Origin of the sequence: Micromonospora sp. NPDC049102 (genome assembly GCF_043197485.1) — a bacterium.
Taxonomy (GTDB): Bacteria; Actinomycetota; Actinomycetes; order Mycobacteriales; family Micromonosporaceae; genus Micromonospora.
Map to the genome: position 1 here is coordinate 49,489 of NZ_JBICTE010000007.1, position 24,615 is coordinate 74,103.

27 protein-coding genes and 1 pseudogene are annotated in these 24,615 nt (G+C 71.2%); 22 read left to right on the forward strand and 6 right to left on the reverse strand.

The window, feature by feature from the left end:
* Positions 1-14 precede the first annotated feature (14 nt).
* The 5 genes from ACGFH9_RS10040 (at position 15) to ACGFH9_RS10060 (ending at position 4,524) form a co-directional block, all read left to right on the forward strand.
* Positions 15-299, forward strand: a complete 285-nt coding sequence (locus tag ACGFH9_RS10040; protein ID WP_053656080.1) for a GlsB/YeaQ/YmgE family stress response membrane protein — start codon at positions 15-17, stop codon at positions 297-299.
* Positions 300-899: 600 nt separating this feature from the next.
* Positions 900-1,184 (forward strand): GlsB/YeaQ/YmgE family stress response membrane protein, encoded by a 285-nt coding sequence (locus tag ACGFH9_RS10045; RefSeq protein WP_053656080.1) that lies wholly within the window; start codon positions 900-902, stop codon positions 1,182-1,184.
* A gap of 243 nt (positions 1,185-1,427) precedes the next feature.
* On the forward strand, positions 1,428-2,714 hold the full coding sequence (locus ACGFH9_RS10050) for a sugar ABC transporter substrate-binding protein (protein ID WP_393217221.1): 1,287 nt from the start codon (positions 1,428-1,430) through the stop codon (positions 2,712-2,714).
* Complete coding sequence (locus ACGFH9_RS10055) at positions 2,711-3,697, forward strand: carbohydrate ABC transporter permease (RefSeq protein WP_393217222.1); 987 nt, start codon at positions 2,711-2,713, stop codon at positions 3,695-3,697. The genes ACGFH9_RS10050 and ACGFH9_RS10055 overlap by 4 nt, the downstream gene beginning before the upstream one ends.
* Positions 3,694-4,524: a carbohydrate ABC transporter permease gene (locus ACGFH9_RS10060; RefSeq protein ID WP_393217223.1), complete on the forward strand. Its 831-nt coding sequence runs from the start codon at positions 3,694-3,696 to the stop codon at positions 4,522-4,524. The genes ACGFH9_RS10055 and ACGFH9_RS10060 overlap by 4 nt, the downstream gene beginning before the upstream one ends.
* A gap of 107 nt (positions 4,525-4,631) precedes the next feature.
* Here ACGFH9_RS10060 and ACGFH9_RS10065 read toward each other — a convergent pair whose 3' ends face one another.
* Positions 4,632-5,534, reverse strand: a complete 903-nt coding sequence (locus ACGFH9_RS10065) for a phytanoyl-CoA dioxygenase family protein (RefSeq protein WP_393217224.1) — start codon at positions 5,532-5,534, stop codon at positions 4,632-4,634.
* Between the two features lie 222 nt (positions 5,535-5,756).
* Positions 5,757-6,611 carry a hypothetical protein gene (locus ACGFH9_RS10070; protein ID WP_393217225.1) on the reverse strand — a complete coding sequence of 285 codons (855 nt, stop codon included), beginning with the start codon at positions 6,609-6,611 and terminating at the stop codon, positions 5,757-5,759.
* A gap of 297 nt (positions 6,612-6,908) precedes the next feature.
* On the opposite strand from ACGFH9_RS10070, the pseudogene ACGFH9_RS10075 reads away from it, so the two are divergent.
* Positions 6,909-7,505, forward strand: a pseudogene (locus tag ACGFH9_RS10075) (SDR family NAD(P)-dependent oxidoreductase); the annotation flags it as partial.
* Here ACGFH9_RS10075 and ACGFH9_RS10080 read toward each other — a convergent pair.
* The gene (locus ACGFH9_RS10080) at positions 7,397-8,206 is read right to left on the reverse strand and encodes an enoyl-CoA hydratase-related protein (RefSeq protein WP_393217226.1); all 810 of its coding nucleotides are present in this window, start codon (positions 8,204-8,206) and stop codon (positions 7,397-7,399) included. The pseudogene ACGFH9_RS10075 and the gene ACGFH9_RS10080 overlap by 109 nt on opposite strands.
* A 19-nt stretch (positions 8,207-8,225) precedes the next feature.
* Between ACGFH9_RS10080 and hemW the strand changes: the two genes are divergently transcribed.
* Positions 8,226-9,449, forward strand: a complete 1,224-nt coding sequence (hemW, locus tag ACGFH9_RS10085) for a radical SAM family heme chaperone HemW (RefSeq protein ID WP_393217352.1) — start codon at positions 8,226-8,228, stop codon at positions 9,447-9,449.
* 36 nt (positions 9,450-9,485) lie between these two features.
* Here hemW and ACGFH9_RS10090 read toward each other — a convergent pair whose 3' ends face one another.
* Entirely contained in the window at positions 9,486-10,109 is a 624-nt protein-coding gene (locus ACGFH9_RS10090; RefSeq protein WP_393217227.1) for a DUF4870 domain-containing protein, read from the reverse strand.
* Positions 10,110-10,309: 200 nt separating this feature from the next.
* On the opposite strand from ACGFH9_RS10090, the gene hrcA reads away from it, so the two are divergent.
* From hrcA to ACGFH9_RS10105, 3 genes are all read left to right on the forward strand, one after another.
* The gene (hrcA, locus tag ACGFH9_RS10095; protein WP_393217228.1) at positions 10,310-11,332 is read left to right on the forward strand and encodes a heat-inducible transcriptional repressor HrcA; all 1,023 of its coding nucleotides are present in this window, start codon (positions 10,310-10,312) and stop codon (positions 11,330-11,332) included.
* Positions 11,333-11,405: 73 nt separating this feature from the next.
* On the forward strand, positions 11,406-12,554 hold the full coding sequence (gene dnaJ / locus ACGFH9_RS10100) for a molecular chaperone DnaJ (RefSeq protein WP_355244320.1): 1,149 nt from the start codon (positions 11,406-11,408) through the stop codon (positions 12,552-12,554).
* 1 nt (position 12,555) lies between these two features.
* Positions 12,556-13,290: a 16S rRNA (uracil(1498)-N(3))-methyltransferase gene (locus tag ACGFH9_RS10105; RefSeq protein WP_393217229.1), complete on the forward strand. Its 735-nt coding sequence runs from the start codon at positions 12,556-12,558 to the stop codon at positions 13,288-13,290.
* Between the two features lie 141 nt (positions 13,291-13,431).
* On the opposite strand, the gene ACGFH9_RS10110 is transcribed toward ACGFH9_RS10105, so the two are convergent.
* Positions 13,432-14,193, reverse strand: coding sequence for an SDR family NAD(P)-dependent oxidoreductase (locus ACGFH9_RS10110; protein WP_393217230.1), 762 nt, complete (start codon positions 14,191-14,193; stop codon positions 13,432-13,434).
* 97 nt (positions 14,194-14,290) lie between these two features.
* On the opposite strand from ACGFH9_RS10110, the gene ACGFH9_RS10115 reads away from it, so the two are divergent.
* From ACGFH9_RS10115 to era, 7 genes are all read left to right on the forward strand, one after another.
* Positions 14,291-14,650: a histidine triad nucleotide-binding protein gene (locus tag ACGFH9_RS10115; RefSeq protein ID WP_393217231.1), complete on the forward strand. Its 360-nt coding sequence runs from the start codon at positions 14,291-14,293 to the stop codon at positions 14,648-14,650.
* Positions 14,647-16,032 (forward strand): serine hydrolase domain-containing protein, encoded by a 1,386-nt coding sequence (locus tag ACGFH9_RS10120; RefSeq protein ID WP_393217232.1) that lies wholly within the window; start codon positions 14,647-14,649, stop codon positions 16,030-16,032. The genes ACGFH9_RS10115 and ACGFH9_RS10120 overlap by 4 nt, the downstream gene beginning before the upstream one ends.
* Positions 16,033-16,162: 130 nt before the next feature.
* The gene (locus tag ACGFH9_RS10125) at positions 16,163-17,221 is read left to right on the forward strand and encodes a PhoH family protein (protein WP_393217233.1); all 1,059 of its coding nucleotides are present in this window, start codon (positions 16,163-16,165) and stop codon (positions 17,219-17,221) included.
* A 15-nt stretch (positions 17,222-17,236) separates the two neighbouring features.
* Positions 17,237-17,710: an rRNA maturation RNase YbeY gene (gene ybeY / locus ACGFH9_RS10130; protein ID WP_355244140.1), complete on the forward strand. Its 474-nt coding sequence runs from the start codon at positions 17,237-17,239 to the stop codon at positions 17,708-17,710.
* Positions 17,686-19,110, forward strand: coding sequence for a hemolysin family protein (locus ACGFH9_RS10135; protein WP_393217353.1), 1,425 nt, complete (start codon positions 17,686-17,688; stop codon positions 19,108-19,110). The genes ybeY and ACGFH9_RS10135 overlap by 25 nt, the downstream gene beginning before the upstream one ends.
* Positions 19,103-19,489 carry a cytidine deaminase gene (locus ACGFH9_RS10140; RefSeq protein WP_393217234.1) on the forward strand — a complete coding sequence of 129 codons (387 nt, stop codon included), beginning with the start codon at positions 19,103-19,105 and terminating at the stop codon, positions 19,487-19,489. The genes ACGFH9_RS10135 and ACGFH9_RS10140 overlap by 8 nt, the downstream gene beginning before the upstream one ends.
* 5 nt (positions 19,490-19,494) lie before the next feature.
* The gene (gene era / locus ACGFH9_RS10145) at positions 19,495-20,391 is read left to right on the forward strand and encodes a GTPase Era (protein WP_393217354.1); all 897 of its coding nucleotides are present in this window, start codon (positions 19,495-19,497) and stop codon (positions 20,389-20,391) included.
* A gap of 74 nt (positions 20,392-20,465) precedes the next feature.
* Here era and ACGFH9_RS10150 read toward each other — a convergent pair whose 3' ends face one another.
* A complete protein-coding gene (locus tag ACGFH9_RS10150) occupies positions 20,466-21,272 on the reverse strand; it encodes a DUF4097 domain-containing protein (RefSeq protein WP_393217235.1) in 807 nt (268 codons plus the stop codon).
* A 102-nt stretch (positions 21,273-21,374) separates the two neighbouring features.
* On the opposite strand from ACGFH9_RS10150, the gene recO reads away from it, so the two are divergent.
* The 5 genes from recO to ACGFH9_RS10175 all read left to right on the forward strand — a co-directional run bounded on the left by recO (position 21,375) and on the right by ACGFH9_RS10175 (position 24,611).
* Positions 21,375-22,289, forward strand: a complete 915-nt coding sequence (gene recO, locus ACGFH9_RS10155; RefSeq protein ID WP_393217236.1) for a DNA repair protein RecO — start codon at positions 21,375-21,377, stop codon at positions 22,287-22,289.
* Positions 22,286-23,089 (forward strand): isoprenyl transferase, encoded by an 804-nt coding sequence (locus tag ACGFH9_RS10160; protein WP_393217237.1) that lies wholly within the window; start codon positions 22,286-22,288, stop codon positions 23,087-23,089. The genes recO and ACGFH9_RS10160 overlap by 4 nt, the downstream gene beginning before the upstream one ends.
* Positions 23,090-23,157: 68 nt before the next feature.
* The gene (locus tag ACGFH9_RS10165; protein ID WP_334630275.1) at positions 23,158-23,343 is read left to right on the forward strand and encodes a hypothetical protein; all 186 of its coding nucleotides are present in this window, start codon (positions 23,158-23,160) and stop codon (positions 23,341-23,343) included.
* Positions 23,344-23,649: 306 nt separating this feature from the next.
* Positions 23,650-23,850: a thioredoxin reductase gene (locus ACGFH9_RS10170; RefSeq protein WP_355244157.1), complete on the forward strand. Its 201-nt coding sequence runs from the start codon at positions 23,650-23,652 to the stop codon at positions 23,848-23,850.
* Positions 23,847-24,611 carry a pirin family protein gene (locus tag ACGFH9_RS10175; protein WP_393217238.1) on the forward strand — a complete coding sequence of 255 codons (765 nt, stop codon included), beginning with the start codon at positions 23,847-23,849 and terminating at the stop codon, positions 24,609-24,611. Before ACGFH9_RS10170 ends, ACGFH9_RS10175 begins: the two co-directional genes overlap by 4 nt.
* Positions 24,612-24,615: the final 4 nt, after the last annotated feature.

Sequence of the window (24,615 nt, forward strand, 5' to 3'; positions counted from 1 at the left end):
GAAGGAGGGTGACCGTGGAGCTCACCGTGTGGGGCATCATCACCGCCATCGTTGTTGGTCTCATCGTCGGGGCGCTCGGCCGCCTGGTTGTTCCGGGTCGGCAGAACATGCCGATCTGGCTGCACCTGCTGATCGGTGTCGGCGCGGCTCTGCTGGGTACGGTGCTGGCGCGGGCGATGGGTATCGCGACCGAGACCGCTGGTATCGACTGGACCGAGTTGCTGGTGCAGGTCGTGGTGGCCGCGATCGCGGTCGCGCTGGTGGCCGGTGTCGGTGGCCGCCGCCGCGTCACCCGGTAACACCGCACACCCGTAGTACCGCACGCTTTCGAGGGGCGCCCGGCCATCAGGCCGGGCGCCCCTCGGCGCTGTGATCCGGATCGACAGGGCGCCGTCGTCGGAGGCGTCGTCAACGTACCGGACGGTCACCGGCGCCTGATTCGGCGAACCGCGATGTCCGCCTCGGCCGGTGTCCGGCAGCCGTCCCGCGTCCCGTGCTCCGCGCCTGCGCCCTACGTTCCCGCCAACATCGTGCTCGATCCTGGTTGTAGTGGTCACCGTGATGCCCGATGCCACTAATTCCTGGATGGAGCACGATCTCGGGTGCGATCCGAGACGGGCGCGGAACGCGAGCGCGCGAGGCGGTCCGACCAGGACACGCGGCACCCCAACCCGCGCCGATCTTGCACTTTCTGCTGCGACGTGCCGGGCATTCCACTCCTATCGACAACCGAAAGTGCAAGATCGCCGGGGCGTGGGGCGTGGGATCCGTGCCCTTGTTTGCCAAGTCGTGATCGTCTGGGGCGTGAAGTCGGTTTGGATTTTTGGTGGGTCGGGAACTTGGTGGTCACGACAGGAAGCACACATTGTGTGTCAGACATTCTTAGAAGGAGCGCGACCGTGGAGCTCACCGTGTGGGGCATCATCACCGCCATCGTTGTTGGTCTCATCGTCGGGGCGCTCGGCCGCCTGGTTGTTCCGGGTCGGCAGAACATGCCGATCTGGCTGCACCTGCTGATCGGTGTCGGCGCGGCTCTGCTGGGTACGGTGCTGGCGCGGGCGATGGGTATCGCGACCGAGACCGCTGGTATCGACTGGACCGAGTTGCTGGTGCAGGTCGTGGTGGCCGCGATCGCGGTCGCGCTGGTGGCCGGTGTCGGTGGCCGCCGCCGCGTCACCCGATGACGAGCAGCGTCACCCGGTAACAACCTGGCATCACCGCACCACTCGAAAGAGCGCCCGGCCGAATGGCTGGGCGCTCTTTCGTGATGTCATGCCCGGGTTCGGCCCTGTTCCCTGGGCGCCCGCGTCCACGGGCTGCGGTACGGTCGCCACGCTTCGGCCTGCTGCCCACTGTCGTAAAGGATTTCTTCGTACTAGGGTGCGGCGGAGAAGGTTAGTTCCAGGCGACGCGAGGGGAGAAGTGGCGTGAACAGGTGGAAGCGGCTGGCCCCGGTCACTGCCATGGTGGCCTCGGTCGCCATGGTGATGGGCGGCTGTGGGGGCTCCGGCGAGGAATCGACCGACGACAGCAAGCTCACGGTCTGGATGATGGGTGAGGGTGGCGACGCCCAGAACGCCTTCCTCGACAGCGTGGAGACCGAGTTCCGGCAGAAGCACCCCGACACCGATGTGGTGGTGCAGTACATCCCCTGGCTGGAGGCGCCCAAGAAGTTCCAGGCGGCGCTCGCCGGGGGTGAGGGCCCGGACATCACCGAGCTGGGCAACACCGAGACCCAGGGCTGGGCCGCGCAGGAGGCGCTCGCCGACGTGAGTGGTCGGATGGGTGGCTGGGCGGACGGCAAGGACCTGCTGCCCGACCTGGTGCGCAACGCGCAGCTCGACGGCAAGCAGTACGGCGTTCCCTGGTACGCCGGCGTGCGGGCCATCTACTACCGCACCGACTGGTTCGCCGAGGCGGGCGTGCAGCCGCCGAAGACGTGGGAAGAGCTTGTCACCGTCGCCAAGGCCGTGCAGGCCAAGAAGAAGGGCACCTACGGCATCGCGCTGCCGGGCAACTCCGAACTGCCCTTCTACTCCTTCCTCTGGGGCGCTGGCGCCGAGATCGCCACCAACCAGGGTGGCGCGTGGAAGTCCGGCTACACGACGCCGGAGGCGCAGCGGGCCGTCAAGTACTGGACCGACCTGGTGACCGTGCACAAGGTCGCCCCGCCGGCCGCCGCCGGCTGGAACGAGATCGACGCGCGGACGCAGTTCGCCACCGGCAAGGCCGCGATGGCGTTCGCCGGTAGCTGGCAGCAGGGCGCCATCAAGAAGGACAACCCCGAGATCGAGAAGGTCTGGGGTACGTTCCCGATCCCCGGCCCGGACGGCAAGGCCGCACCCGGTTTCGCCGGCGGTTCGGACGTGGCGATCTGGAAGGACAGCGAGCGTCAGGACCTGGCCTGGGACTACCTGACCGTGCTGCTCAACAAGAAGAACGCGCAGAGCTTCGCGAGCAGCCTCGGCTTCTTCCCTGTCTACAAGGACCTGGTCGCCAGCGACACGTACGCCAACGACAAGGTGATGGCGGCCTTCGCCACCACCATGCAGAACACCAAGCTCACGCCGCTCACCCCGAAGTGGGTGGAGGTCAGCCGGACGAAGACGGTGACCCAGGCGATGAACAGCTCGGTCATGAAGGGTCAGAAGACGGTCGAGAAGGCTACCGCCGACGCGGCCGGTGAGATGGAAAGCATCCTCAACTCCAAGTGACCACGCTGACCGAGGTGCCGGAGACGTCCGCCGCGCGGGAGAACCCCGCGCGGCGGCGTCGCCGGGTCGACCGCCTGCCCTACCTGCTGCTCCTGCCCGCACTCGTCATCATCGGGGTGCTGCTGCTCTGGCCGCTCGGCCAGGTGGTGGCGATGTCCTTCTACCGGCTGAACAGCGTCCGGCAGTTGCGGGGCGACCGGGAGTGGCCGTGGGTGGGGCTCGGCAACTACACCGACATCCTCTCCGACCCGTTCTTCCTGACGGTGCTGCGCAACACGGTCCTGTTCGCCGCGGCGAACGTGTTGCTCACGATGGTGCTGGGCACCCTGGTGGGGTTGCTGCTCAACCGGCTCGGTCGCAAGATGGCGACCTTCGTGGCCAGTTGCGTGATGCTCGCCTGGGCGACCCCGGCGCTGACCGGCACGATCGTCTGGAAGTGGATTTTCGACGACACGAGCGGCCTGGTCACCTGGCTGTTCAACGCGTTGCCGGACGGGTTCTCGAACGCTCTGTTCGGCCGTAGCGACTGGACCGGCTACGGCTGGTTCAACTCGCCGCTGCTGTTCTTCGCCATCCTCACCCTGGTGGTCGTGTGGCACTCGTTCCCGTTCATCGCGGTGAGCGTGCTCGCCGGCCTCAAGAGCGTGCCGAGTGAGCTGCACGAGGCGGCCCGGGTAGACGGCGCGAGCCCGTGGCGGGTCTTCTGGAAGATCACCTTCCCGCTGCTGCGCCCGGTCTTCGGGATCCTGATCGTGCTCTCCACCATCTGGGACTTCAAGGTGTTCACCCAGCAGTTCGTCCTGGCCGGCGGCACCCAGGACCGCCCGACGTTCATGCTCTCCATCTACTCGTACGCCGAGGCCTTCTCGCCGCCGCCGAAGTACGGACTCGGCGCGGCCATCGCGGTGATCCTCACGCTGATCCTGCTCGTGGTCACCGGCTTCTACGTACGGATGGTGCTCAGGCAGGAGGACGAGTCGTGAAGAAGGTCGCCCTCAACGCCGCCGGGTTGCTGGTCGCGCTCTTCGCGGCGTTCCCGGTCTACTGGATGATCTCGACGTCGCTGAAGCCGAGCAGCGAGATCTTCTCGTCCACGCCGCAGCCGGTGCCGACGCATCCGACGCTGGCGCACTACCGGGAGATCCTCACCGGCAACCTGATCCCCGGGGTGACCTTCCTCGACTTCTTCCTCAACAGCGCGATCGTCGCGGTGTCCACGGTGGTGCTCAGCGGTCTGGTCGCCCTGCTCGCCGCGACGGCGGTGGCCCGGTTCCGGTTCAAGCTGCGGACCAGCTTCCTGATCATGCTGCTGATCGTGCAGATGATCCCGCTGGAGGCGCTGGTCATCCCGCTGTTCCTGATGATCCAGCGGCTCGGGCTCTACAACACCCTGCCCAGCCTGATCCTCACGTACCTCGGTTTCTCGCTGCCGTTCGCGGTGTGGATGCTGCGTGGATTCGTCGCCGCCGTGCCGAAGGAGCTGGAGGAGGCGGCGGCCATCGACGGCGCGAGCCGCGCCCAGACGTTCCGACGGGTGCTGTTCCCGCTCGTCGCGCCCGGCCTGGTCGCGACAAGCATCTTCTCCTTCATCACCGCGTGGAACGAGCTGATCTTCGCGTTGACGTTCATCAACGACCAGGGGCGCTACACCCTGCCGGTAGCCATGACCTTCTTCTTCGGCCGGGACGACACCAACTGGGGGCCGGTCATGGCCGCCTCCACGCTGTTCACCCTGCCGGTCATCATCTTCTTCCTGCTGGTACAGCGGAAGATGGTCTCCGGTCTGGTCGCGGGCGCGGTCAAGGGCTGAGCGCGTGGCGGGGGACCGGTCAGGGCCCGCGCCGTCGCTAGGCTGGCCGTAGCTGACACGCGCAAGCCCCCGCCGACCGGTGTCGGCAGGGGCCTGCGGAGAGCGGGTCAGCGTAGCCAGGGGATGTTGCGGTCGAGCAGACCGCGCTCCTTGAGCTCCTTGCGCAGCGGGATCTCGTCGTCGACGTACCCGTCCCAGTTGATGCCCCAGTAGTTGGCGGTGTGGGTGCCCTCACCGATCAGCTGGCGCTGCACGGGCGTGCGGTTGCGGTACCACTCGCCGTTCACGTCCGGGTGCAGCTCGTCCAGGGGACGGATCCACCGGTAGGTGTAGCCGACGAAGAGCATCTTGCGGGTGATGGTCGACAGGTTCGTCGAGCGCGAGTGCCACTGCCGGCGGTCGAAGATGAACGCGTCGCCCGGGTTGGCGGTGATCTCCACCGTGCCCTCCGGGTCCGGGTTGTGCACGCTGAGGTCCTCGGGACGGTCCAGCGAGTTCCACAGGTGGCTGCCGGGGATGACCTTGGTCGCGCCACGGCCGGTCTCCGACAGGTCGGAGAGCACGTACCCGACCTTCAGCGAGAACATCGGCCGGGGCAGGTTCGGGTCCATCGTCTCCGGGTCGGAGTTCTGGCGGTACCCGTCCTGGTGCCAACCCCAGTACGGCTTCTCCGGCTCGGCGGCCGGCGGAGTGACGTCCAGGTGGTTGTGGTGGGTGTAGATGTTCCAGCCGGCCAGCCCCCACATGTACGGGAAGGCGATCGGGTGGGTGAGCAGCTCACCGAAGAGCTCGTCGCGCTCCAGGAAGCCCAGCAGGTGCAGGGTGCCGTCCTTCTTGGTGGCGCCCTTGGCCTGCTCCTCCGCGTAGACGCGGTCGACCGCCGCCTCCAGCGCCGCCCGGTGGTCCTCCGTCAGGACGTTGCGCAGCAGGAGGAAACCCTGCTCGTGGAACTCCTTGCGGTCAGTGTCGCTGATCGGTTCGTAGCCGGTCCGGTCGCCGTAATCGAACACCGCGTCGTACCCCTCCCCATGAGGTGAAACCATTTCTGGCACAGGCCGCCGATCGTAACGCGAGTGCCTTGACGGTGGGAGGGCGAGCGGCGGGGGTACGGCCCCGGGCCGGACCGCGCGCAGCGGTACCGGTGCGCGGAGTCACATTTACGTGATCACCGGTCAGGCTTACGGGATTTTGTCCGATTGTGCGGTCACTGCCGGTTAAGAGATCCGGGTCGCTCAGCCCTCGGCGAAGACCTCGGCCACCACCTGGCCCGCAGGGCCCTGCGCACCGGTCACCCGACCCCAGGTGCCGTTGCGGGCGGTCCACTCCAGGTCGCCGAAGCGGACCCGCTTCACCCCGTGGTCCTGGGCGTGCGAGACCAGCCAGTGCGCGTACCGCCAGCCGTCGCGTTGATCGTGCGCGGTCACCGCCAGCCCGGTCTGGCTGGCCTCGTCGGCGCTCGGCACACCCCAGTCCAGCACCAGGTTGCGGGTCAGCTGCGCGGCCGCCGCCGCGCCGTGCATCACCGGGGTACGCCCCACCGTGCAGGCCACCGCTTCGGTGGCGTCACCGAGCAGGGCCTTGGTGAGCACCTCGGAGTCGTCGGCCCACTTCTGGTACGCCTCGGGGAACGCCGAGCGCTGCACCCGCTGGGCGGCGTCGGTGACCCGCATCTTCTCCCAGCCGCGCACCTTCTTGAGCGCCTTGTAGAACCTGTTCGCCGCGTAGCGGGGGTCGCGAATCTGCTCCGGCGTGCCCCACCCCTTGCTCGGGCGCTGCTGGAACAGCCCGAGCGAGTCGTGGTCACCGTGATCGAGGTTGCGCAGCCCCGACTCCTGGTACGCGGTGGCCAGCGCGACCACCACGGCGCGCTCGGGCATGCCGCGCTGGACGCCGATCGCCGCGATGGTCGCCGCGTTCGCCATCTGCTCCACGTCCAGGACCACCCGGCCGTCGGCCTGGACCGTGCAGGTGCGCCCGGCCAGTGGCAGCCGCAGTTCGTCCCCGACCCGCCGGATCACGAGCCAGATCGCGATCACGGCGACGAGGATCAGCACCACTCCACCAGCCACGGCTGCCCGAGTTCGCACCCACACCCCCTCATCGACAGTTCGACAAGCGTACGTCCCCGTTGGTGTCGTCCGGGTCGTCCGGACCGTTTCGGGGTTGGCTCGGCCGTCGCGTACCGATCGGGACCTTCCCGCTCCGGGCCCGATCTCACCTGCGGATTTCGCAGAAGGGCCGATCGAGTGTGTCTGGCGCGTCACCATGCGTCAATGACCGGAGGAGATTCGCTGGTCAGGGACTTTCCCGGCTGACACGTCAATCGGGACGGGTCGTGGACAGCTGAGGAGGAGTTCGATGGGGGTCGACGGCAAAACGAGACCGTCGACCTCGTCCGGGCCGCAGGCGGAGAGATGACGAGCATCGCGCCCGTCGACCTGACCGACCCGGAACAGGCCCGCACGCTCGTCGGGGACGCCGTGGCCGCCTACGGGGGGCTCGACGTGGTCTACAACGACGCGGCCGCGCTGCGCTTCGGCCCGCTGCCGGACTTCTCGGTCGAGGACTGGCGGTACACCATCGCCGGCGAACTCGACATTCCGTACCTCGTGTCGACGTTCGCCTGGCCGCACCTGGTCCGGCGCGGCGGCGGCGTCATCATCAACGCCGCCTCGATGGCCGGGATGATCGCCGGTCACGTCCCGCCGATGGTCGGGCACACGGCGGCGAACGCCGGCGTCATCGGAATGACCGATCTCGGGGCGCCGCCGCTTCCGGGCGGGGCTCCGACCCGCCCCCTCATGCAGAGCAAAGGGGGCGCGGAGGGCACGGGCACCCCGTCGGTCACCGCAACCGGCCGACGCCCCCGGTCCTACCCGGCATCATCGGCGGAACCACCGTCCAGGGCGGCCACCCATCGAGGTGTCCGCTTCGCCCGGAACGCGGTGACGCCCTCGCGACCCTCCTCCGACAGGAAGTAACCCGTCGAGAGGGCGGAGAGGCGGGCCAGGTCGCCGCGCAGCTCGTCGGTCGTCGGCCGGCGCAGCAGCTCCTTCGCGCCGGCCAGCGCGCCGGGCGCGCCGCGTACCAGGGAGTCGCAGTAGCCGCGCACCGCGTCGTCCAGCTCCTCGGCCGGCACCGAGGCCGTGACCAGTCCGACCGCGGCGGCACGACGCCCGTCGAAGGTGTCCCCGGTCAGGTACAGCTCGGCCGCCGCGCGGGGGTGCAGCCGGGGCAGCACGGTCGCCGAGATGACCGCCGGGATCACCCCGATACGTACCTCGGTGAACGCGAACGTCGCCTCGTCGGCGCAGACCGCCAGGTCGGCGGCGGCGATCAGGCCCAGCCCGCCCGCCCGCGCCGGCCCGGCGACCCGCGCGAGCACCGGCTTCGGGCATTCCCAGAGCGCCGCGAGCACGTCGCCCAGCATGCCGGCGGGCACCGTCCCGCTGGCGTACGCCGCGGCGGTCTCCCTCAGGTCCGCGCCGGAGCAGAAGACCGGGCCCGTGTGGTCGAGCACGATCACCCGGACCGCGTCGTCGGCCACCGCGTCCGCCAGCCCGGCCAGCAACTGGGTCATCAGGGCGGTGGAGAGCGCATTGCGGTTGTGCGGGCTGTCCAGGGTGAGGGTGGTCACCCCACGGGCCGTGGCGACCCGCACGAGGACGTCGGGAGAGGTCATGCCGGGCACACTAGTGGCCATGCCCGGCGTCCTTCCAGATGGTGAGACCGTCCCCGTCGACGGATCGCTGCCCGCCACCGCCACCACGGCGGTCGGCGCGCGCGGCTTCGGCGTGTACGTCCACGTGCCGTTCTGCGCCAGCCGCTGCGGCTACTGCGACTTCAACACGTACACGGCCAGCGAGCTGGGCGGAGGCGTCAGCCGTGAGTCGTACGCCGACTCCGTGCTGGCCGAGCTGGCGCTCGCCTCCCGGGTGCTCGGGGACAACCCGCCGCCGCGTGTCGACACCGTCTTCGTCGGCGGCGGCACGCCCACCCTGCTGCCCGCCGACGACCTGGCCCGCATCCTCGAGGGCATCGACCGCACCTGGGGGCTCGCCGCCGACGCCGAGGTGACCACCGAGGCCAACCCCGAGTCGGTCACCCCGGAATCGTTGCGGCGGCTGCGGGCGGCCGGCTACACCCGGATCTCGCTGGGCATGCAGTCCGCGTCGCCGGGGGTGCTGGCGATCCTGGACCGCAAGCACAGCGCCGGCCGGGCCACGGCCGCCGCCCGGGAGGCGCGCGAGGCCGGGTTCGAGCACGTCAACCTGGACCTGATCTACGGCACCCCGGGGGAGCGGGCCGAGGACTTCGCCGCCACGCTGGAGCAGGTCGTCGCCGCCGGGGTCGACCACGTCAGCGCGTACGCCCTCATCGTGGAGGACGGCACCCGGCTCGCCGCCCGGATGAGGCGCGGCGAGCTGCCGTACCCCAGTGACGACGTGGCGGCGGACCGCTACCTGGCCGCCGAGGCCGCCCTCGACGCGGCCGGCCTGTCCTGGTACGAGGTGTCGAACTGGGCGCGCACCGAGGCAGCCCGGTGCCGGCACAACCTGCTCTACTGGACCGGCGCCGACTGGTGGGGCCTCGGGCCAGGCGCGCACAGCCACGTCGGCGGGGTGCGCTGGTGGAACGTGAAACACCCCACGACGTACGCCCAGCGGCTGGCGGCCGGCGCGTCACCCGGCCTGGCCCGCGAGGTGCTCACCGCCGACGAGGCGCACATGGAGGACGTGATGCTCCGGGTGCGGCTCGCCAGCGGCCTGCCGTTGGGAGTGCTCGACGCCGCCGGCCGGGCCGGCGCCGAGCGGGCCCTCGCCGACGGCCTGCTGGACGCCGGGAGGTACGCCGCCGGCCGCGCGGTGCTCACCCTGCGCGGCCGGCTGCTCGCCGACGCTGTCGTGCGCGACCTGCTGCCCTGACGTGCCGGGACCGGCCGGGGGAGCGGCCGGCCCGGATCACTTGACGAGGTTGGCCGAGAGCGGGTAGCGGTACTGGCTGCCCTCGTTGGCCTTGATGCCGGCGATGATGCCGAACACGGCCCCGAGGACGACGGCCGCCGCAACGCCGATGAAGCCGATGAGGATGCAGGACAGCACCCAGCCCACCAGGCCGACGATCGACCAGATGAGCTGGAAGTTGAGCGCCGACACGGCGTGCGCCCGGACGGTCGGGGACTGGTTGCCCCGGGCCAGCAGTGCCACCAGCGGAGCGATCCAGCCGAGCACGCCGCCGCTGATGATCATGCCGGCCGCGCCACCGAAGTGCGCGACCAACGCCCAGGTCTTGTCCTCGTTGTTGGCGTAACCGCCGCCGGCGCCGCCGTACGCGCCGCCCGTCGGATAGCCGCCAGTCGCGCCACCCGGCGGAGGGTAGCCGCCCGGCGGAGGGTAGCCGCCCGACGGCGGTTGGTCACCGGTGGGCGGCGGATAGCCACCGGCCGGGGGATAGCCGCCCGGGCCGGGTGCCCCGGACAGTGGTGCGGTGGGCGGCTCGCCCGAGTAGGACGAGCCGGGGGAGGTCGGCTCCGGCGGATAACCGCCGGGGTCTCCCGCGCCGGGAGGGCGAGGTGGTTCAGTCATGGTTGTCACGGTAGGTGCCGATGGCAATGTCGCACCAGTGCGATTCCGTCGGGCCGGCCCGACGGAACGGACGGCGACGACCTTGATCATCGCGTCGGCGGGGGCGCCGACGTAGACTGGCACTCGTTACAGTCGAGTGCCAGGACGGCCGGTCGGCCCGGATGGGCCGGCGGGCCGACGTGCGACAGGAGGTGCGGAGGATGGGTTTGGACGACCGGAAGCTCGCCGTGCTCCGCGCCATCGTCGAGGACTACGTCTCGACCCAGGAACCGGTCGGCAGCAAGGCGCTCGTCGAGCGGCACCAGCTCGGGGTCTCCCCGGCGACGGTCCGCAACGACATGGCCGTGCTGGAGGAGGAGGGCTACATCCGGCAGCCGCACACCAGCGCCGGCCGGGTGCCCACCGACCGTGGCTACCGGCTCTTCGTCGACCGGCTGTCCCGGGTCAAGCCACTCAGCCCGGCCGAGCGGCGCGCCATCGAGCGCTTCCTCGTCGGCGCCGTCGACCTCGACGACGTGGTCCACCGCACCGTACGGCTGCTCGCCCAGCTGACCCGCCAGGTGGCTGTCGTGCAGTACCCGAGCCTCGCCCGCTCCTCGGTACGACACCTGGAGCTGGTGCCGATCTCCACCACCCGGTTGATGCTCGTCATGATCGCCGACACCGGCCGGGTGGAGCAGCGGCTGGTGGAGCTGCCGGGGCCGGTGCCCGCCGAGGACGTCACCGACCTGCGTCGTTTGGTCAACGAGAAGCTCGCCGGTGAGCGCCTGTCGGACACGCCTCCCCTGGTGCAGGCGCTGGTCGAGGAGGCGCCGGTGCAGTTGCGCCCCGCCATGACCACGCTCTCCACCGTCCTGCTGGAGACGCTTGTCGAGCGGCACGAGGAACGCATCGCCCTGGCCGGCACCGCCAACCTGACCCGGGGTGGTCTGCTCGACTTCCAGGGTTCGCTGCGGCCGATCCTGGAGGCGCTGGAGGAGGAGGTCGTGCTCCTCAAGCTCATCGGTGAGACCGAACCCAGCACGACCCGTGTGCTGATCGGCGACGAGAACGAGTTCGACAACCTGCGTGCCGCCTCGGTGGTCAGCACCGGGTACGGCCCGGGGGCCACCATCCTGGGCGGCATGGGGGTGCTGGGGCCCACCCGGATGGACTACCCCGGCAACATCGCCATGGTGCGCGCCGTGGCACGCTACGTGGGCGAGCTGCTGGCCCAGAACTGACCAGTCAGGGCCGACGGCCGGCTGCGGCCGCCGGTCGGCGCAACGCGAGACGAACATGAGGACACGGAACGCAGTGGCCAGGGACTACTACGGCATCCTCGGTGTCAGCCGGGAAGCCTCCGATGACGAGATCAAGCGCGCCTACCGCAAGCTGGCGCGCCAGTTCCACCCGGACGTCAATCCGGACCCGGAGGCCCAGGAGAAGTTCAAGGACATCAACGCCGCGTACGAGGTCCTCTCGGACGATCGGAAGCGGCAGATCGTCGACCTGGGTGGCGACCCGCTCGCCCCGGGAGGCGGGGGCGCGGGCGGCCCGGGTGGTCCGGGCGGCGCCGGCCCGTTCGTCGGCTTCCAGGACATCATGGACGCCTTCTTCGGTGGTGCCGCAGGCGGCGCCGGCCGTGGGCCGCGTCCACGGACCCGTCCGGGTGCCGACGCGATCCTGCGCCTCGAACTCGACCTGCACGAGACGGCGTTCGGCGTCGAGGCCCCGATCACCGTCGACACCGCTGTGCTCTGCACCACCTGCTCGGGCGCGGGCACCGCGGCCGGCACCCACCTGGCGACCTGCGAGGCGTGCGGTGGCCGCGGCGAGGTGCAGTCCGTGCAGCGCACCTTCCTCGGGCAGGTGGTCTCGGCCCGGCCGTGCACCGTCTGCCAGGGCTACGGCACCACCATCCCGCACCCCTGCCCCACCTGCGCCGGCGACGGTCGCGTACGCACCCGCCGGTCGCTGACCGTCAAGATCCCGGCCGGTGTCGAGGACGGCATGCGGATCCGGCTGGCCCAGCAGGGTGAGGTGGGTCCGGGCGGTGGCACCGCCGGCGACCTCTACGTGGAGATCCACGAGCGGCCGCACGACGTCTACTCCCGCAAGGGCGACGACCTGCACTGCCGAGTCACCGTGCCGATGACGGCCGCCGCGCTGGGCACCCGGCTCACCATCAAGACGCTGGACAGCGAGGAGATCGTCGACGTCAAGGCCGGCACCCAGCCGGCCAGCACGCTGCGGCTGCGCGCCCGGGGCGTACCGCACCTGCGCGGCACCGGCCGGGGCGACCTCTACGTGCACCTCGACGTCCGGACGCCCACCAAGCTCGACCCCGACCAGGAGAAGATGCTGCGCGACTTCGCCAAGACCCGGGGTGAGGAGGTCGCCGAGTTGACCAAGCAGGGCGGCTTCTTCTCCCGGATGCGCGACGCGTTCAACGGCCACGCCTGACGTGTCCGCGCCGCTGTTCCTGGTCGACGCGCTGCCCACCGGCGACGCGTTGACGCTCGACGGCCCCGAGGGGCACCACGCCGCCACCGTGCAGCGGCTGCGGGTCGGCGAGGAGCTGCTGCTCGCCGACGGCCGGGGTGGCACGGCCGCCGCCGTGGTCACCGCCGTCGGCCGGGGCAGCCTGGAGGTCGCCGTCACCTCCCGGGGGTACGCGGACGCGCCCGTACCCCGGATCGTCACCGTGCAGGGCATCGCCAAGGGTGACCGGGGCGAGCTGGCCGTGCAGGCGATGACCGAGGTCGGGGTGGATGAGATCGTGCCCTGGGCGGCGTCGCGTTCGGTGACGCAGTGGCGCGGCGACCGGGGCGTACGTGCCCGTCAGAAGTGGGTCGCGACCGCCCGCGAGGCCGCGAAGCAGGCCCGCCGGCCCTGGTTGCCGGTCGTGGCCGGCGCGCCGGACGAGTCCACCGCCACGGTGGCCCGCCGGATCGCCGGTGCCGCCGCCGGGTTCGTCCTGCACGAGGAGGCCGACGAGCGACTCACCACCGCCGAGCTGCCCCCCGCCGGTGAGATCGTCCTGGTCATCGGCCCGGAGGGTGGCATCGCCCCGGCCGAGCTGACCGCCTTCCGCGAGGCCGGCGGCCGGCCGGTACGACTCGGGCCGGAGGTGCTGCGTACCTCCACGGCCGGCGTGGCCGCGCTCAGCGTGCTCGCCACTCGCCTCGGCCGCTGGTAGACCCAGCTCTGTTTGCGGTGGGTCGTGTCCGACCCGGTTGTGGTTGCGGTGGGTCGTGCCCGCGCAAAGGACGCGATGAGCAGGTGGGGGAGACCCCGGTCGTCGGTGGGGTCGGCACCTGACCCGACCGGTCTGCGGCGGTCAGCTGCGCAGGTAGGAGGCCCCGTTGAGGTCGACGATCGTGCCGGAGGCCCACTCCGCCTCGGGTGAGGCCAGCCAGTGCACGGCGGCCGCGATCTCCTCCGGCCGGGCCACCCGGTCGAACGGGCTCTGCGCCCGGATCGCCGCGCCCCGCTCGCCGCGCAGGTGCTCGGTCGTCATGTCGGTCGCCACGAAGCCCGGCGCCACCGTGGCGATCGTGATGCCGTACGGCGCGAGCGCCACCGCGAGGGACTGGCCCAGCGCGTTCAGCCCCGCCTTGCTGGCGCCGTATGCCGGCTGCTCCGGTTCACCGCGGAACGCGCCCCGGGACGACACGTTGACGATCCGGCCGCCCCGCGCCCGCAGGTGCTGGGCGGCGCACCAGATCACGTTCCCGGCGCCGGTCAGGTTGGTCTCCAGCACCTGACGCCAGCGTGCCTGCCACTCGGCGTACGAGGTGCCGAAGATCGGGTGCGGGACGTCCCGGTCGCCGTACGTCCCGGCGTTGTTGACAAGCACGTCCAGGCCGCCGAGCTGCTCGGCGGCCTGGTCGACCATGGTGCGTACCGCGTCCGGGTCGGTGAGGTCGGCGCGGACCACGACGTGCCCCGAGCCGGGCAGCCGGGCGCGCAGCTCCTCGGCGGCCTCGGCGGAGTCGCGGTGGTGGATCGCCACCCGGTCCCCGCTGGCGGCGAACGCCTCCACCACGGCCCGTCCGATGCCGCGCGAGGAACCCGTCACCAGAATCGCCCGATCCGTCATGCCGGCCATCCTGCCTCAGCCGTACCCCGCCGCGAACAGGTCGTCGGCGCATGCCGCACCGGAGCGTCCCCGGCCCGTCAGTCCCTACACTGCCCCGATGGGATCCGACTGCCTGTTCTGCCGCATCGTCGCCGGGGAGATCCCGGCCACCGTGGTCCGCGAGACCGACACCACGCTCGCCTTCCGCGACATCGACCCGAAGGCCCCCGTGCACGTCCTGGTCGTTCCGAAGGAGCACTACGCCGACGTCGCCACCCTCGCCGAGGGTGACCCGGTGCTGGCCGGTGCGGTGCTGGCCACGGCCGCCGCGGTGGCCGAGGACGAGGGGCTGCTCGGCGACGGGTTCCGGCTGATGTTCAACACCGGGGCGTACGGCGGGCAGGAGGTTTTCCACGCGCACGCCCACCTGCTCGGTGGCGCGCCCCTGGGCCCGATGCTCGCCCGGGACCTGACGTGACGGTCGGCCCGCACCCGTACACCCGTCTGGACCGGCTGGTCCGCCGGGTGCAGGCCGACGCCCGCGTCCCGGCGGTGTCGGCGGCGCTGCACCGGGCGGACCGCCCGCTGTGGAGCTGCACCGTCGGCGGCACCGGCACCGACAGCCCGTTGGGGCCGGGCACCCAGTTCCGGATCGGCTCGGTCACCAAGACCTTCACGGCGGTGCTCACCCTGCAGTGCCGCGACGACGGTCTGCTGGATCTGGACGACCCGGTGGGGCGGCACCTGGACCTGCCGGCGCACGGTGAGCTGACCGTACGCCGGCTGCTGTCGCACACCGGCGGCCTGCAACGCGAGCCGTTCGGCGACGTCTGGGACACCCTGCACGCGCCGGACGCCGAGCAGTTGGTGGCCGGGCTGGACCGCGCCGAGCAGGTGTTGCCCACCGGCCGGCGTTTCCACTACTCCAACCTCGGCATGGCGGTGCTCGGCCTGCTGGTGGGCCGACTGCGCGGCGGACGTTGGGCCGAGGTGCTCGCCGAGCGGATCCTGACGCCGCTGGGGCTGACCGACACGACCGTGGCCCCCCGGCCCTCGGCGGCCACCGGCTACCTGGTCGACGCGTACTCCGACGAGGCGCACCCGGAGCCACCCACCGGCTTCGGCGCTGTCGGCCCGGCCGCCCAGCTCTGGAGCACCGCCACCGACATGGCCCGCTGGGCGGCGTTCCTCGCCGACCCGGCGGCACTCGACCCGGCCGGGGCGGTGCTCACCCCGGCCACGCTGGACGAGATGCGCTGGCCGCTGACCACCACCGACGAGACGCTCTGGGGCACCGGCTTCGGCCTCGGCCTCATCCTGATCCCGCAGGGCGAGCGGGTGGTGCACGTGGGGCACGACGGGGCGATGCCCGGTTTCCTCGCCGGTGTGTACGGCCGCCGGGGCGGCGACGGCACGGCCGGGGCGATGGGCGTCGCGGTGCTCGGTTCGTCCGGTACGGCGGCGGAGCTGTTCGACCTGCCGCACCAACTGCTCACCGAGGCGGTCGAGCAGGACCCCGCCGACATCGTCCCGTGGACGCCCGGCGCGCCCGCCCCGACGCACCTGCGGGGGTTGCTCGGCCGCTGGTGGGGCGAGGGTTTCGAGTACGCCTTCTCCTGGCGGGACGGGACGCTGCGGGCGCAGCGCGCCGTCGACCCCCCGGGGCGCCCGCCGGCGGTCTTCGCCCCGCTGCCGGATCGGCCGGACGTGTTCCGGACGGTCTCCGGGCGGGAGGTCGGCGAGCTGTTGCGGCTGACCCGCGACGAGGCCGGAACGGTGGTACGGATGCACTGGGCGACCTACCGGTTCACCCGCCACCAGGAGACCTTCGACCGGTACGACTTTCGGGCCGGTGGTTGATCGCGGCCAGCGGAAATGGACGCGATGCGGCCCGCGTTGACCCGATACGATGGGTGTAACGTCCGCACGCCGTGCCAGCAGGCCGGCGCCGAGATCGAGAGCAGGTGCGCAGGGCCCCTCGGCCCGACCTATGACTGGCACCCCACCTCCCGGCCCGCCCCGGGTGCAGACCAGGATCACCGTGCCCGACCCCAAGATCATGGTCAACCTGCTCGGCGCGGGTGACGAGATCCTGCGTCTCGTCGAACGCTCGGTCGCCAGCGACGTGCACGTGCGGGGCAACGAGATCACGATCACCGGCGCTCCCGCGGACAACGCCCTCGCCGAGCGGGTCTTCAGTGAGCTGCTCGAACTCATCGAGAAAGGCGAGACCCTGACCACTGACGCCGTCCGGCGTACCGTCGGCATGCTCGAGCAGGGCAGCGCCGAGCGGCCCGCCGAGGTCCTGACGCTCGACATCCTCTCCCGCCGTGGCCGCACCATCCGTCCTAAGACGCTCGGGCAGAAGCGGTACGTCGACTCGATCGACTCGAACACCATCGTCTTCGGCATCGGCCCGGCCGGCACCGGTAAGACCTACCTGGCGATGGCGAAGGCCGTCCAGGCGTTGCAGGCCAAGCAGGTCAACCGGATCATCCTGACCCGGCCGGCGGTCGAGGCGGGTGAGCGTCTGGGCTTCCTGCCCGGCACGCTCAACGAGAAGATCGACCCGTACCTGCGCCCGCTCTACGACGCGCTGCACGACATGCTCGACCCGGAGTCGATCCCGAAGCTGATGGCCGCCGGCACGATCGAGGTCGCGCCTCTGGCGTACATGCGCGGAAGGACGCTCAACGACGCGTTCATCATCCTGGACGAGGCGCAGAACACGACGCCCGAGCAGATGAAGATGTTCCTGACGCGGCTCGGCTTCAACTCCAAGATCGTCGTGACGGGTGACATCACCCAGGTGGACCTTCCCGGCGGGACGAGCAGCGGCCTACGGGTCGTCCGGGAGATCCTGGAAAACGTCGACGACGTGCACTTCGCCCAGTTGTCCAGCTCCGACGTGGTTCGCCACCGGCTGGTCGGGGAGATCGTCGACGCGTACGCCCGCTGGGACGCCGAGCGGGAGGACCAGCAGGCGCAGGGCGTCCATGCCGTGCCCGGGCGACCCGCCCAGGGCGGCCGGGCCGGCCGCCGCCGCTAAAGCAGAGGAAAGCAGTTGTCCATCGAGATCGCCAACGAGTCCGGTGTCGAGGTCGACACCGACGCCGTGCTCGCCGTCGCCCGGCACGCCCTCGACGAGATGGGGGTCAACCCCCTCGCCGAGCTGTCCGTGCTGCTGGTCGACATCGACTACATGACCGAGCTGAACCACCGCTGGATGGGTGGGGACGGCCCGACCGACGTGCTCGCCTTTCCGATGGACGAGGGAAGTGTCGACCACGGCCCGGGCGAGACCGCCCCGGCCGGCGGCGAGCCGGCCCTGCTCGGTGACATCGTGCTGTGCCCCGAGGTGGCGGCCAAGCAGGCGGCTACCGCCGGGCACGCCCCGGCCGACGAGCTGCACCTGCTCACCGTGCACGGTGTGCTGCACCTGCTCGGCTACGACCACGCGGAGCCGGAGGAGGAGCGGGAGATGTTCGCCCTCCAGGCTCGACTGTTGACGAGCTGGCGGTCGACCCGCACCCAGTGATGTCCACTCCCTCGTTACTGGCGGTCGGCCCCACGGCCGGTCTTCCCGACCTGCAACTGATCGTGTTCGCGGCCGGCCTGGTGGTGCTGGCCGGTGTGATCGCGATGACCGAGGCGGCGCTCGCCGCGGTCTCGCCGGCCCGGGCCGCCGAACTGGCCCGGGACGGCGTACGCGGCGCCCGTACCCTCCAGGTCGTGGCCGGGGACGTCGTCCGGCACCTCAACCTGCTGCTGTTGCTCCGGCTGCTCGCCGAGCTGACCGCCACCACGCTCGTGGCGTTGGTAGCGGTCGACAGCTTCGGGGCGGGTTGGCGGGCCGCGCTCGTCACCGCCGGCGCGATGACCGTGGTCAGCTTCGTGGTGGTCGGTGTCGCCCCGCGCACCATTGGCCGGCAGCACGCGTACGCCGTGGGCCGGGCGGTCGCGCCTCTGGTCCGCTGGCTGGGTCGCGCGCTCAACCCGCTCGCGTCGCTGCTGATCCTGATCGGCAACGCGGTCACCCCGGGGCGGGGCTTCCGGGAGGGGCCGTTCGCCAGCCAGGTCGAGCTGCGCGAGCTGGTCGACCTCGCCGAGCAGCGCGGTGTCGTGGAGCACGGCGAGCGTCAGATGATCCATTCGGTCTTCGCGCTCGGCGACACCATCGCCCGTGAGGTGATGGTGCCGCGTACCGAGATGGTGTGGATCGAGGAGGGCAAGACTCTCGCCCAGGCGCTGGTGCTGTTCCTGCGATCGGGTTTCTCCCGTATCCCGGTGATCGGCGAGAGCGTCGACGACGTACTCGGTGTGCTCTACCTCAAGGACCTGATCCGCCGGTCCCGCGGCGGTGACCCGGACGCCGAGCAGGTGCCGGTGGCCGAGTTGATGCGCCCGGCGACCTTCGTGCCGGAGTCCAAGCCGGTCGACGACCTGTTGTCGGAGATGCAGGCGGCGCGCAACCACCTGGTCGTCGTGGTCGACGAGTACGGCGGCACCGGTGGCCTCGTCACCATCGAGGACATCCTGGAGGAGATCGTCGGTGAGATCACCGACGAGTACGATGTCGAGCGCCCGCCGGTCGAACGCCTCGCGGACTCCTCGGTGCGGGTGACCGCCCGCCTGCCGGTGGAGAACCTGGGCGAGCTGTTCGACACCGACCTGCCCACCGACGAGGTGGAGACGGTCGGTGGCCTGCTCGCCCAGTCGCTGGGGCGGGTGCCGATCCCCGGAGCGCAGGCCGAGGTGGCCGGCCTCCGGCTGGTCGCCGAGGGCACCACGGGCCGGCGCAACCGGATCGACACCGTCCTGGTCAGCAGGGTGGAGTCGGGCGACGAGCAGGACACCGACGGGCGCGGCGACCACGCCGGCCCCGGGGACGACCCGGATCATTATCGAGACGAGGAGAGGCAAGCCGCCGATGCCTGAGACACCCGCCGCGCCCACCGCCCGGCCCACCCCCGGCGCGCCGACGCCGCTGAGCGCCGAGGACGGCAAGCTCGTCGTTCTGGCCCGGGGCGCCCGCGCGCGGGTCGGTGCCGTGGAGGGCGCCGCGGTCCGGGATCAGGACGGCCGGACGTACGCGGCGGCCAGCGTCGCGCTGCCCTCGCTGACCCTCACCGCGTTGCAGTTGGCGGTTGCCTCGGCTGTTGCCGCCGGGGCGAGCCGGCTGGAGGCGGCGGCGGTGGTGACCGAGGCGTCGACGCTGGACGGCGCGGGTCATGCCGTGGTGCGCGACCTCGCGGCCGATGCGCCGATCCACGTCGCCGCCCCGGACGGCACGGTCCTCGGCACGGTGACCGAGTGAGCCCGGTGCAGGATCCACAGACCCGCCCGTACCGGGCCGGGTTCGGCTGTTTCGTCGGGCGACCCAACGCCGGCAAGTCCACGCTGACCAACGCGATCGTGGGCACCAAGATCGCGATCACCTCGAACAAGCCGCAGACCACCCGGCACGTCATCCGGGCGGTGCTGCACCGTCCGGAGTCCCAGCTGGTCCTGGTGGACACGCCGGGCCTGCACCGTCCCCGTACGCTGCTCGGTGAGCGCCTCAACGACCTGGTCCGCTCTACCTGGACCGAGGTCGACGTCATCGGTCTGTGCATCCCGGCGGACGAGCCGGTGGGCCGCGGTGACCGGTTCATCACGGGCGAGCTGGCCGAGCTGAAGGCGACGGTGCTGGCCGTGGTCACCAAGACCGACCTGGTCGACAAGCGGCGGCTGGCCGAGCAGTTGCTCGCGGTCAGCGAGCTGGGCGAGTTCGCCGAGATCGTGCCGGTGAGCGCGGTCTCCGGGCACCAGGTGGACACGCTCGTCGACGTGATGACCAAATACCTGCCGCCGTCGCCGCAGCTCTACCCGGACGACATGCTGACCGACGACCCGGAGCAGGTGTTGGTCGCGGAGCTGATCCGGGAGGCGGCCCTGGAGGGCGTCCGCGACGAGCTGCCGCACTCCATCGCCGTGGTGGTCGAGGAGATGATCCCCGAGGGTCAGGTCATCAAGATCTACGCCGACGTGTACGTGGAACGGCCCAGCCAGAAGGCAATTGTTCTCGGTCACAAGGCGAGCCGGCTCAAGGAGGTCGGCACGAACGCCCGCCGGCAGATCGAGGAGCTGCTGGGCAGCCGGGTCTATCTCGACCTGCACGTGCGGGTCGCGAAGGACTGGCAGCGCGACCCGAGGCAGTTGCGCAAGCTGGGTTTCTGAGGGTTCGCCGCCGGCCCGCTCGGGCGGCGCGGGCGTCGGCGGGTTTCGTGGGACGGGCCGACGCCCGGCGATCGTCAACGCTGGGTGATCGTCACGTCGCCACTGCCGGCCGAGGCGTCGAGCACCAGGGATGCCGCCGGGTCGTCCGTGACGGTGATCCGTGCGTCGCCGGAGCCGGTGTTGGACCGGACCCGGTAGCTGCCCGCCGGCACGAGCAGCGAGACGTCGCCGCTGGAGGCGTGCGCCCGCGCCGAGGCCGGCGTGTCCATCTCGACGGTCACGTTGCCGGAGCCGGCCTCGGCGTCGGTGGCGCCGGCCACGCGGCGGGCGCTGACGTCGCCGGAGCCCGCCCGCAGCCGTACTGTCGAACGGGCCTCGCTCAGGTCGATGTTGCCCGAGCCGGTCTCCACGTCGAGCGCCCCCGTGGCCTCGGTCATCCGCACGTCGCCCGAGCCGAGTCGCAGCTTCACCGCGCCCACCTTGGTCAGCTCGACGTCGCCCGAGCCGCTGTCGCCCTGCACGGTGACCCCCTCGGGGACGGTCACCTCGTACGACACGCTGCACCGGTCGCCGCAGTCGGTGTTCAACACCAACTCGCTGTCCTTGATCTCGTACCGTGCCTTGGGTTCGCCGCCCTGGTAGCGCACCACCCGCTTGATCCGGGCCTCGCCCGCCGCGCCGGTGCCCCGGACGATCACGTCACCGGAGCCCCCGTCCACCCGGATGGTGGTGATCTTCACCGGCTCGGTGTCGTCGTAGTCCAACCGGCGGAAGGACAGGTTGTCGCACCCGGCCAGCAGGATGAGAGCGGTGGACAGCCCCAACGCGACGCGTGCGGTGGCCCGGTGACGACGGGCGGTGGTGCTCTGGTGCAGTGCCATGGCCAGCACGCTACGGGCGGTCATCGGCCCGGCGCATCGGGGTTCATCCGCGCATCCACCCCGAAGCGACCCTGATTTCACACCCCGAGGGAGAATGGTCCGATGACCGGGTATCGCCGACAGCTCTACCGCGACGACGCGGTGGTGCTGCGCGTGCAGAAGCTCGGCGAGTCCGACCGGATCATCACCCTGCTCACGCGTCGGCACGGCCGGCTGCGGGCGGTCGCCCGGGGGGTCCGCCGCACCATGAGCAAGTTCGGCGCCCGGCTGGAGCCGTTCGGTCACGTCGACCTGCAACTCGCCGGTGACCCCAAGGGCAACCACGGCAGCTCACTGCACACGGTCAGCCAGGTCGAGGGGATCGACCTGTACGGCAAGCGGTTCCTCGGCGACTATCCCCGCTACACGGCGGCCAGCGCGATCGCCGAGACGGCCGAGCGGCTGACTCCCGTTGAGCGGGAGCCGTCGCTGCGACTGTTCCAGCTCACCGTGGGGGCGATGAAGGCGCTGTCCCGGGGTGAGCACGACACCACCCTGGTGCTCGACGCGTACCTGCTGCGGGGGATGGCCCTCGCCGGCTGGGCGCCGGCCCTGACCGCCTGCGCGGTCTGCGGCACCCCCGGGCGGCACCGCGCGTTCTCCGTGCCGGCCGGCGGCGCGGTCTGCCCGGACTGCCGACCGCCCGGCGCGGCCCATCCCGCGCCGGCCACCATCGACCTGATGTCCGCGCTGACCACCGGCGACTGGGTGGTCGCCGACGCCACCGACACCGGTGTACGACGGGAGTGCAGCGGTCTGGTGGCGGCGCACCTCCAGTGGCACCTGGAACGCGCGTTACGCTCGCTGCCGCTGGTCGACCGGGGCACCTCGGTCACCGGCACGGTCCCGCCGCCGGGCGGTGGTGGGGCTGGGATGCTCCGGCCGCGCGGTGACGTCGAGGCGGGGGCTGCGATGTTCCGGCCGGGCGGTGACGTCCAGGCCGGAGCGGACGGCACGAGCAGGGAGAGAGCCGAGTGATCCGATCGACGAGGCGCGAGCCGACGCCACCGACGCCCCACCCGTCCGGCGCCCGGCCGCCGGCGCTGCCCCCGGGGGCCGTGCCGAAGCACGTGGCCATCGTGATGGACGGCAACGGCCGGTGGGCCAAGGAGCGCGGGTTGGCCCGCACCAAGGGCCACGAGGCGGGGGAGCACAGCCTCTTCGACACCATCGAGGGTGCGATCGAGATGGGCATCCCGTACCTGTCGGCGTACGCGTTCTCGACCGAGAACTGGCGGCGCTCGCCCGACGAGGTCCGGTTCCTGATGGGGTTCAACCGGGACGTGATCCGTCGACGTCGTGACCAGCTTGTCGACCTGGGCGTGCGGGTGGTCTGGTCGGGGCGTCCGGGGCGGCTGTGGAAGAGCGTCATCTCCGAGTTGCAGACCGCCGAGGAGATGTCCCGGGGCAACTCCACCCTGACTCTGCAGTTCTGCGTCAACTATGGCGGTCAGGCCGAGATCGGCGACGCCGCCGCCGCCATCGCGCGGGACGTGGCGGCCGGTCGACTGGACCCGGCGAAGGTCAGCGAGAAGACCGTCGCGAAATACCTCTACCACCCGGAGATCCCGGAGGTGGACCTGTTCCTGCGGCCCTCGGGCGAGGAACGGATCTCCAACTTCCTGCTCTGGCAGACCGCGTACGCCGAGCTGGTCTTCCTGGACACGCTCTGGCCGGACTTCGACCGCCGCCACCTCTGGTACGCCTGCGAGCTGTACGCCCAGCGGGACCGGCGCTTCGGCGGCGCGCTGCCCAACCCGGTGGCCCCGACGGCCTGAGGAAGGCTTACCCACACGTCACGCTGGGTATCAGAGACGTCAGAAGCCACTGACGGAGGTGAACCCACATGATCCAGAAGCGCATTGCCCAGTGGGCGGTGATGGCCGTCGCGGTGCCACTGGCCGCAGCCGGCGCCCGCCGGCTCAGCCACACCCTGGAGGCCCGCCGTGGTCCCTCCGGGGCGACCCGGCTGCTGACGAAGGGCGCGGACCTGATCCGCCCACAGAAAGCCAAGCGTCGCCGATTCTGGTAACGCGAAAACACCCCGAGGCGCCGCCCCGCACAACGTGCAGAGCGGCGCCTCCCCCCGTGCCCCCCACCCCCCACGCGACAATGCCGCCGATCTTGCACTTTCCGTGGCGACAAAAGCCATTGAAGCGGACCAATCGACCACTGTAAGTGCAAGATCGGCGGGTATGGGCGGGACGGGGGCCGGGGTGGGGTGGGTGGGGTTGGTTGTTCTGGGGTTTGGGGTGGTGGGGGTCGGTAGGGTTCGGGAGGGAGCGGGACCTGTGGGTGGGGGTGGTTGGGTGTGCGGGATCTCCGGTACAAAATGATCATGGCGTTGAACGCGGCCGACCTGGGCGACCCGATCTGTGAGCAGGTTGCCGAGATCTGCGCCGAGATCGCCGAGCAGCACTGTGCCGAGTTCGGTCACACGCCCGCGCTGCGGACCGGTGAGATCGCCGAGCTGGCCACCGGAGAGCCGGCCCTGACCTGGGCGCCCTCGACTCCCGACGCCGGGCAGCGTGCCTGGTGACCGCAGCCGCCCCGGCCGTCGACGTATGCCGTGCCGACGACCGCTTCGCCACCCGGATCTCCTGGCTGGATTCCAAGCACTCCTTCTCGTTCTCCCGGCACTACGACCCGGCCAACACCCATCACGGCCTGCTGCTGGTCAACAACGACGACGTGGTCCGGCCGGGCGCCGGCTTCGAGACCCACCCGCACCAGGACATGGAGATCGTGACCTGGGTGCTGCGCGGCTCGCTCGTGCACCAGGACTCCACCGGCCACTCCGGGGTCATCTACCCGGGCCTGGCGCAGCGGATGAGCGCCGGCACCGGCATCCTGCACTCGGAGAAGAACGACGCGTGGCGGCTCCTCGACAACCAACAGCCGCACAGCGACCCCGTGCACTTCGTGCAGATGTGGGTGCTCCCGGACGAGCAGGGTGTGGACCCCGGCTACGAGCAGCTGGAGATCGAGGACGAGTTGCTGCGCGGCGGCCTGGTGCCGATCGCGTCGGGAATGGACCGTTACGACGGAGCGTCCGCGATCCGGATTCGCAACCGGCACGCGACGCTGCACGCCGCCCGCCTCCGCCCCGGCGACGAGGTCACCATCCCGGACGCGCCCTTCGTGCACCTGTACGTGCCCGACGGCACGGTCACCCTGGAAGGCAGCGGTCCACTCGGCACCGGAGACGCGGCGCGGCTCACCATGACCGGCGGCCGACGGGTCACCGCCGACGAGCCTGCGGAGATCCTCGTGTGGGAGATGCACGCCACCGTCGCCTGAGCGC

Excerpts from the sequence above, each read along its gene's own strand:
- hemW (WP_393217352.1), top strand. The coding sequence starts at position 8,226 with ATGCCCGGCGTCCTTCCAGATGGTGAGACCGTCCCCGTCGACGGATCG.
- ACGFH9_RS10140 (WP_393217234.1), top strand. The coding sequence starts at position 19,103 with ATGCCTGAGACACCCGCCGCGCCCACCGCCCGGCCCACCCCCGGCGCG.
- ACGFH9_RS10110 (WP_393217230.1), bottom strand. The coding sequence starts at position 14,193 with ATGACGGATCGGGCGATTCTGGTGACGGGTTCCTCGCGCGGCATCGGA.
- ACGFH9_RS10165 (WP_334630275.1), top strand. The coding sequence starts at position 23,158 with ATGATCCAGAAGCGCATTGCCCAGTGGGCGGTGATGGCCGTCGCGGTG.
- recO (WP_393217236.1), top strand. The coding sequence starts at position 21,375 with ATGACCGGGTATCGCCGACAGCTCTACCGCGACGACGCGGTGGTGCTG.
- hrcA (WP_393217228.1), top strand. The coding sequence starts at position 10,310 with ATGGGTTTGGACGACCGGAAGCTCGCCGTGCTCCGCGCCATCGTCGAG.
- ACGFH9_RS10090 (WP_393217227.1), bottom strand. The coding sequence starts at position 10,109 with ATGACTGAACCACCTCGCCCTCCCGGCGCGGGAGACCCCGGCGGTTAT.
- ACGFH9_RS10115 (WP_393217231.1), top strand. The coding sequence starts at position 14,291 with ATGGGATCCGACTGCCTGTTCTGCCGCATCGTCGCCGGGGAGATCCCG.
- ACGFH9_RS10125 (WP_393217233.1), top strand. The coding sequence starts at position 16,163 with ATGACTGGCACCCCACCTCCCGGCCCGCCCCGGGTGCAGACCAGGATC.
- ACGFH9_RS10080 (WP_393217226.1), bottom strand. The coding sequence starts at position 8,206 with ATGACCTCTCCCGACGTCCTCGTGCGGGTCGCCACGGCCCGTGGGGTG.
- ACGFH9_RS10150 (WP_393217235.1), bottom strand. The coding sequence starts at position 21,272 with ATGGCACTGCACCAGAGCACCACCGCCCGTCGTCACCGGGCCACCGCA.
- ACGFH9_RS10170 (WP_355244157.1), top strand. The coding sequence starts at position 23,650 with ATGGCGTTGAACGCGGCCGACCTGGGCGACCCGATCTGTGAGCAGGTT.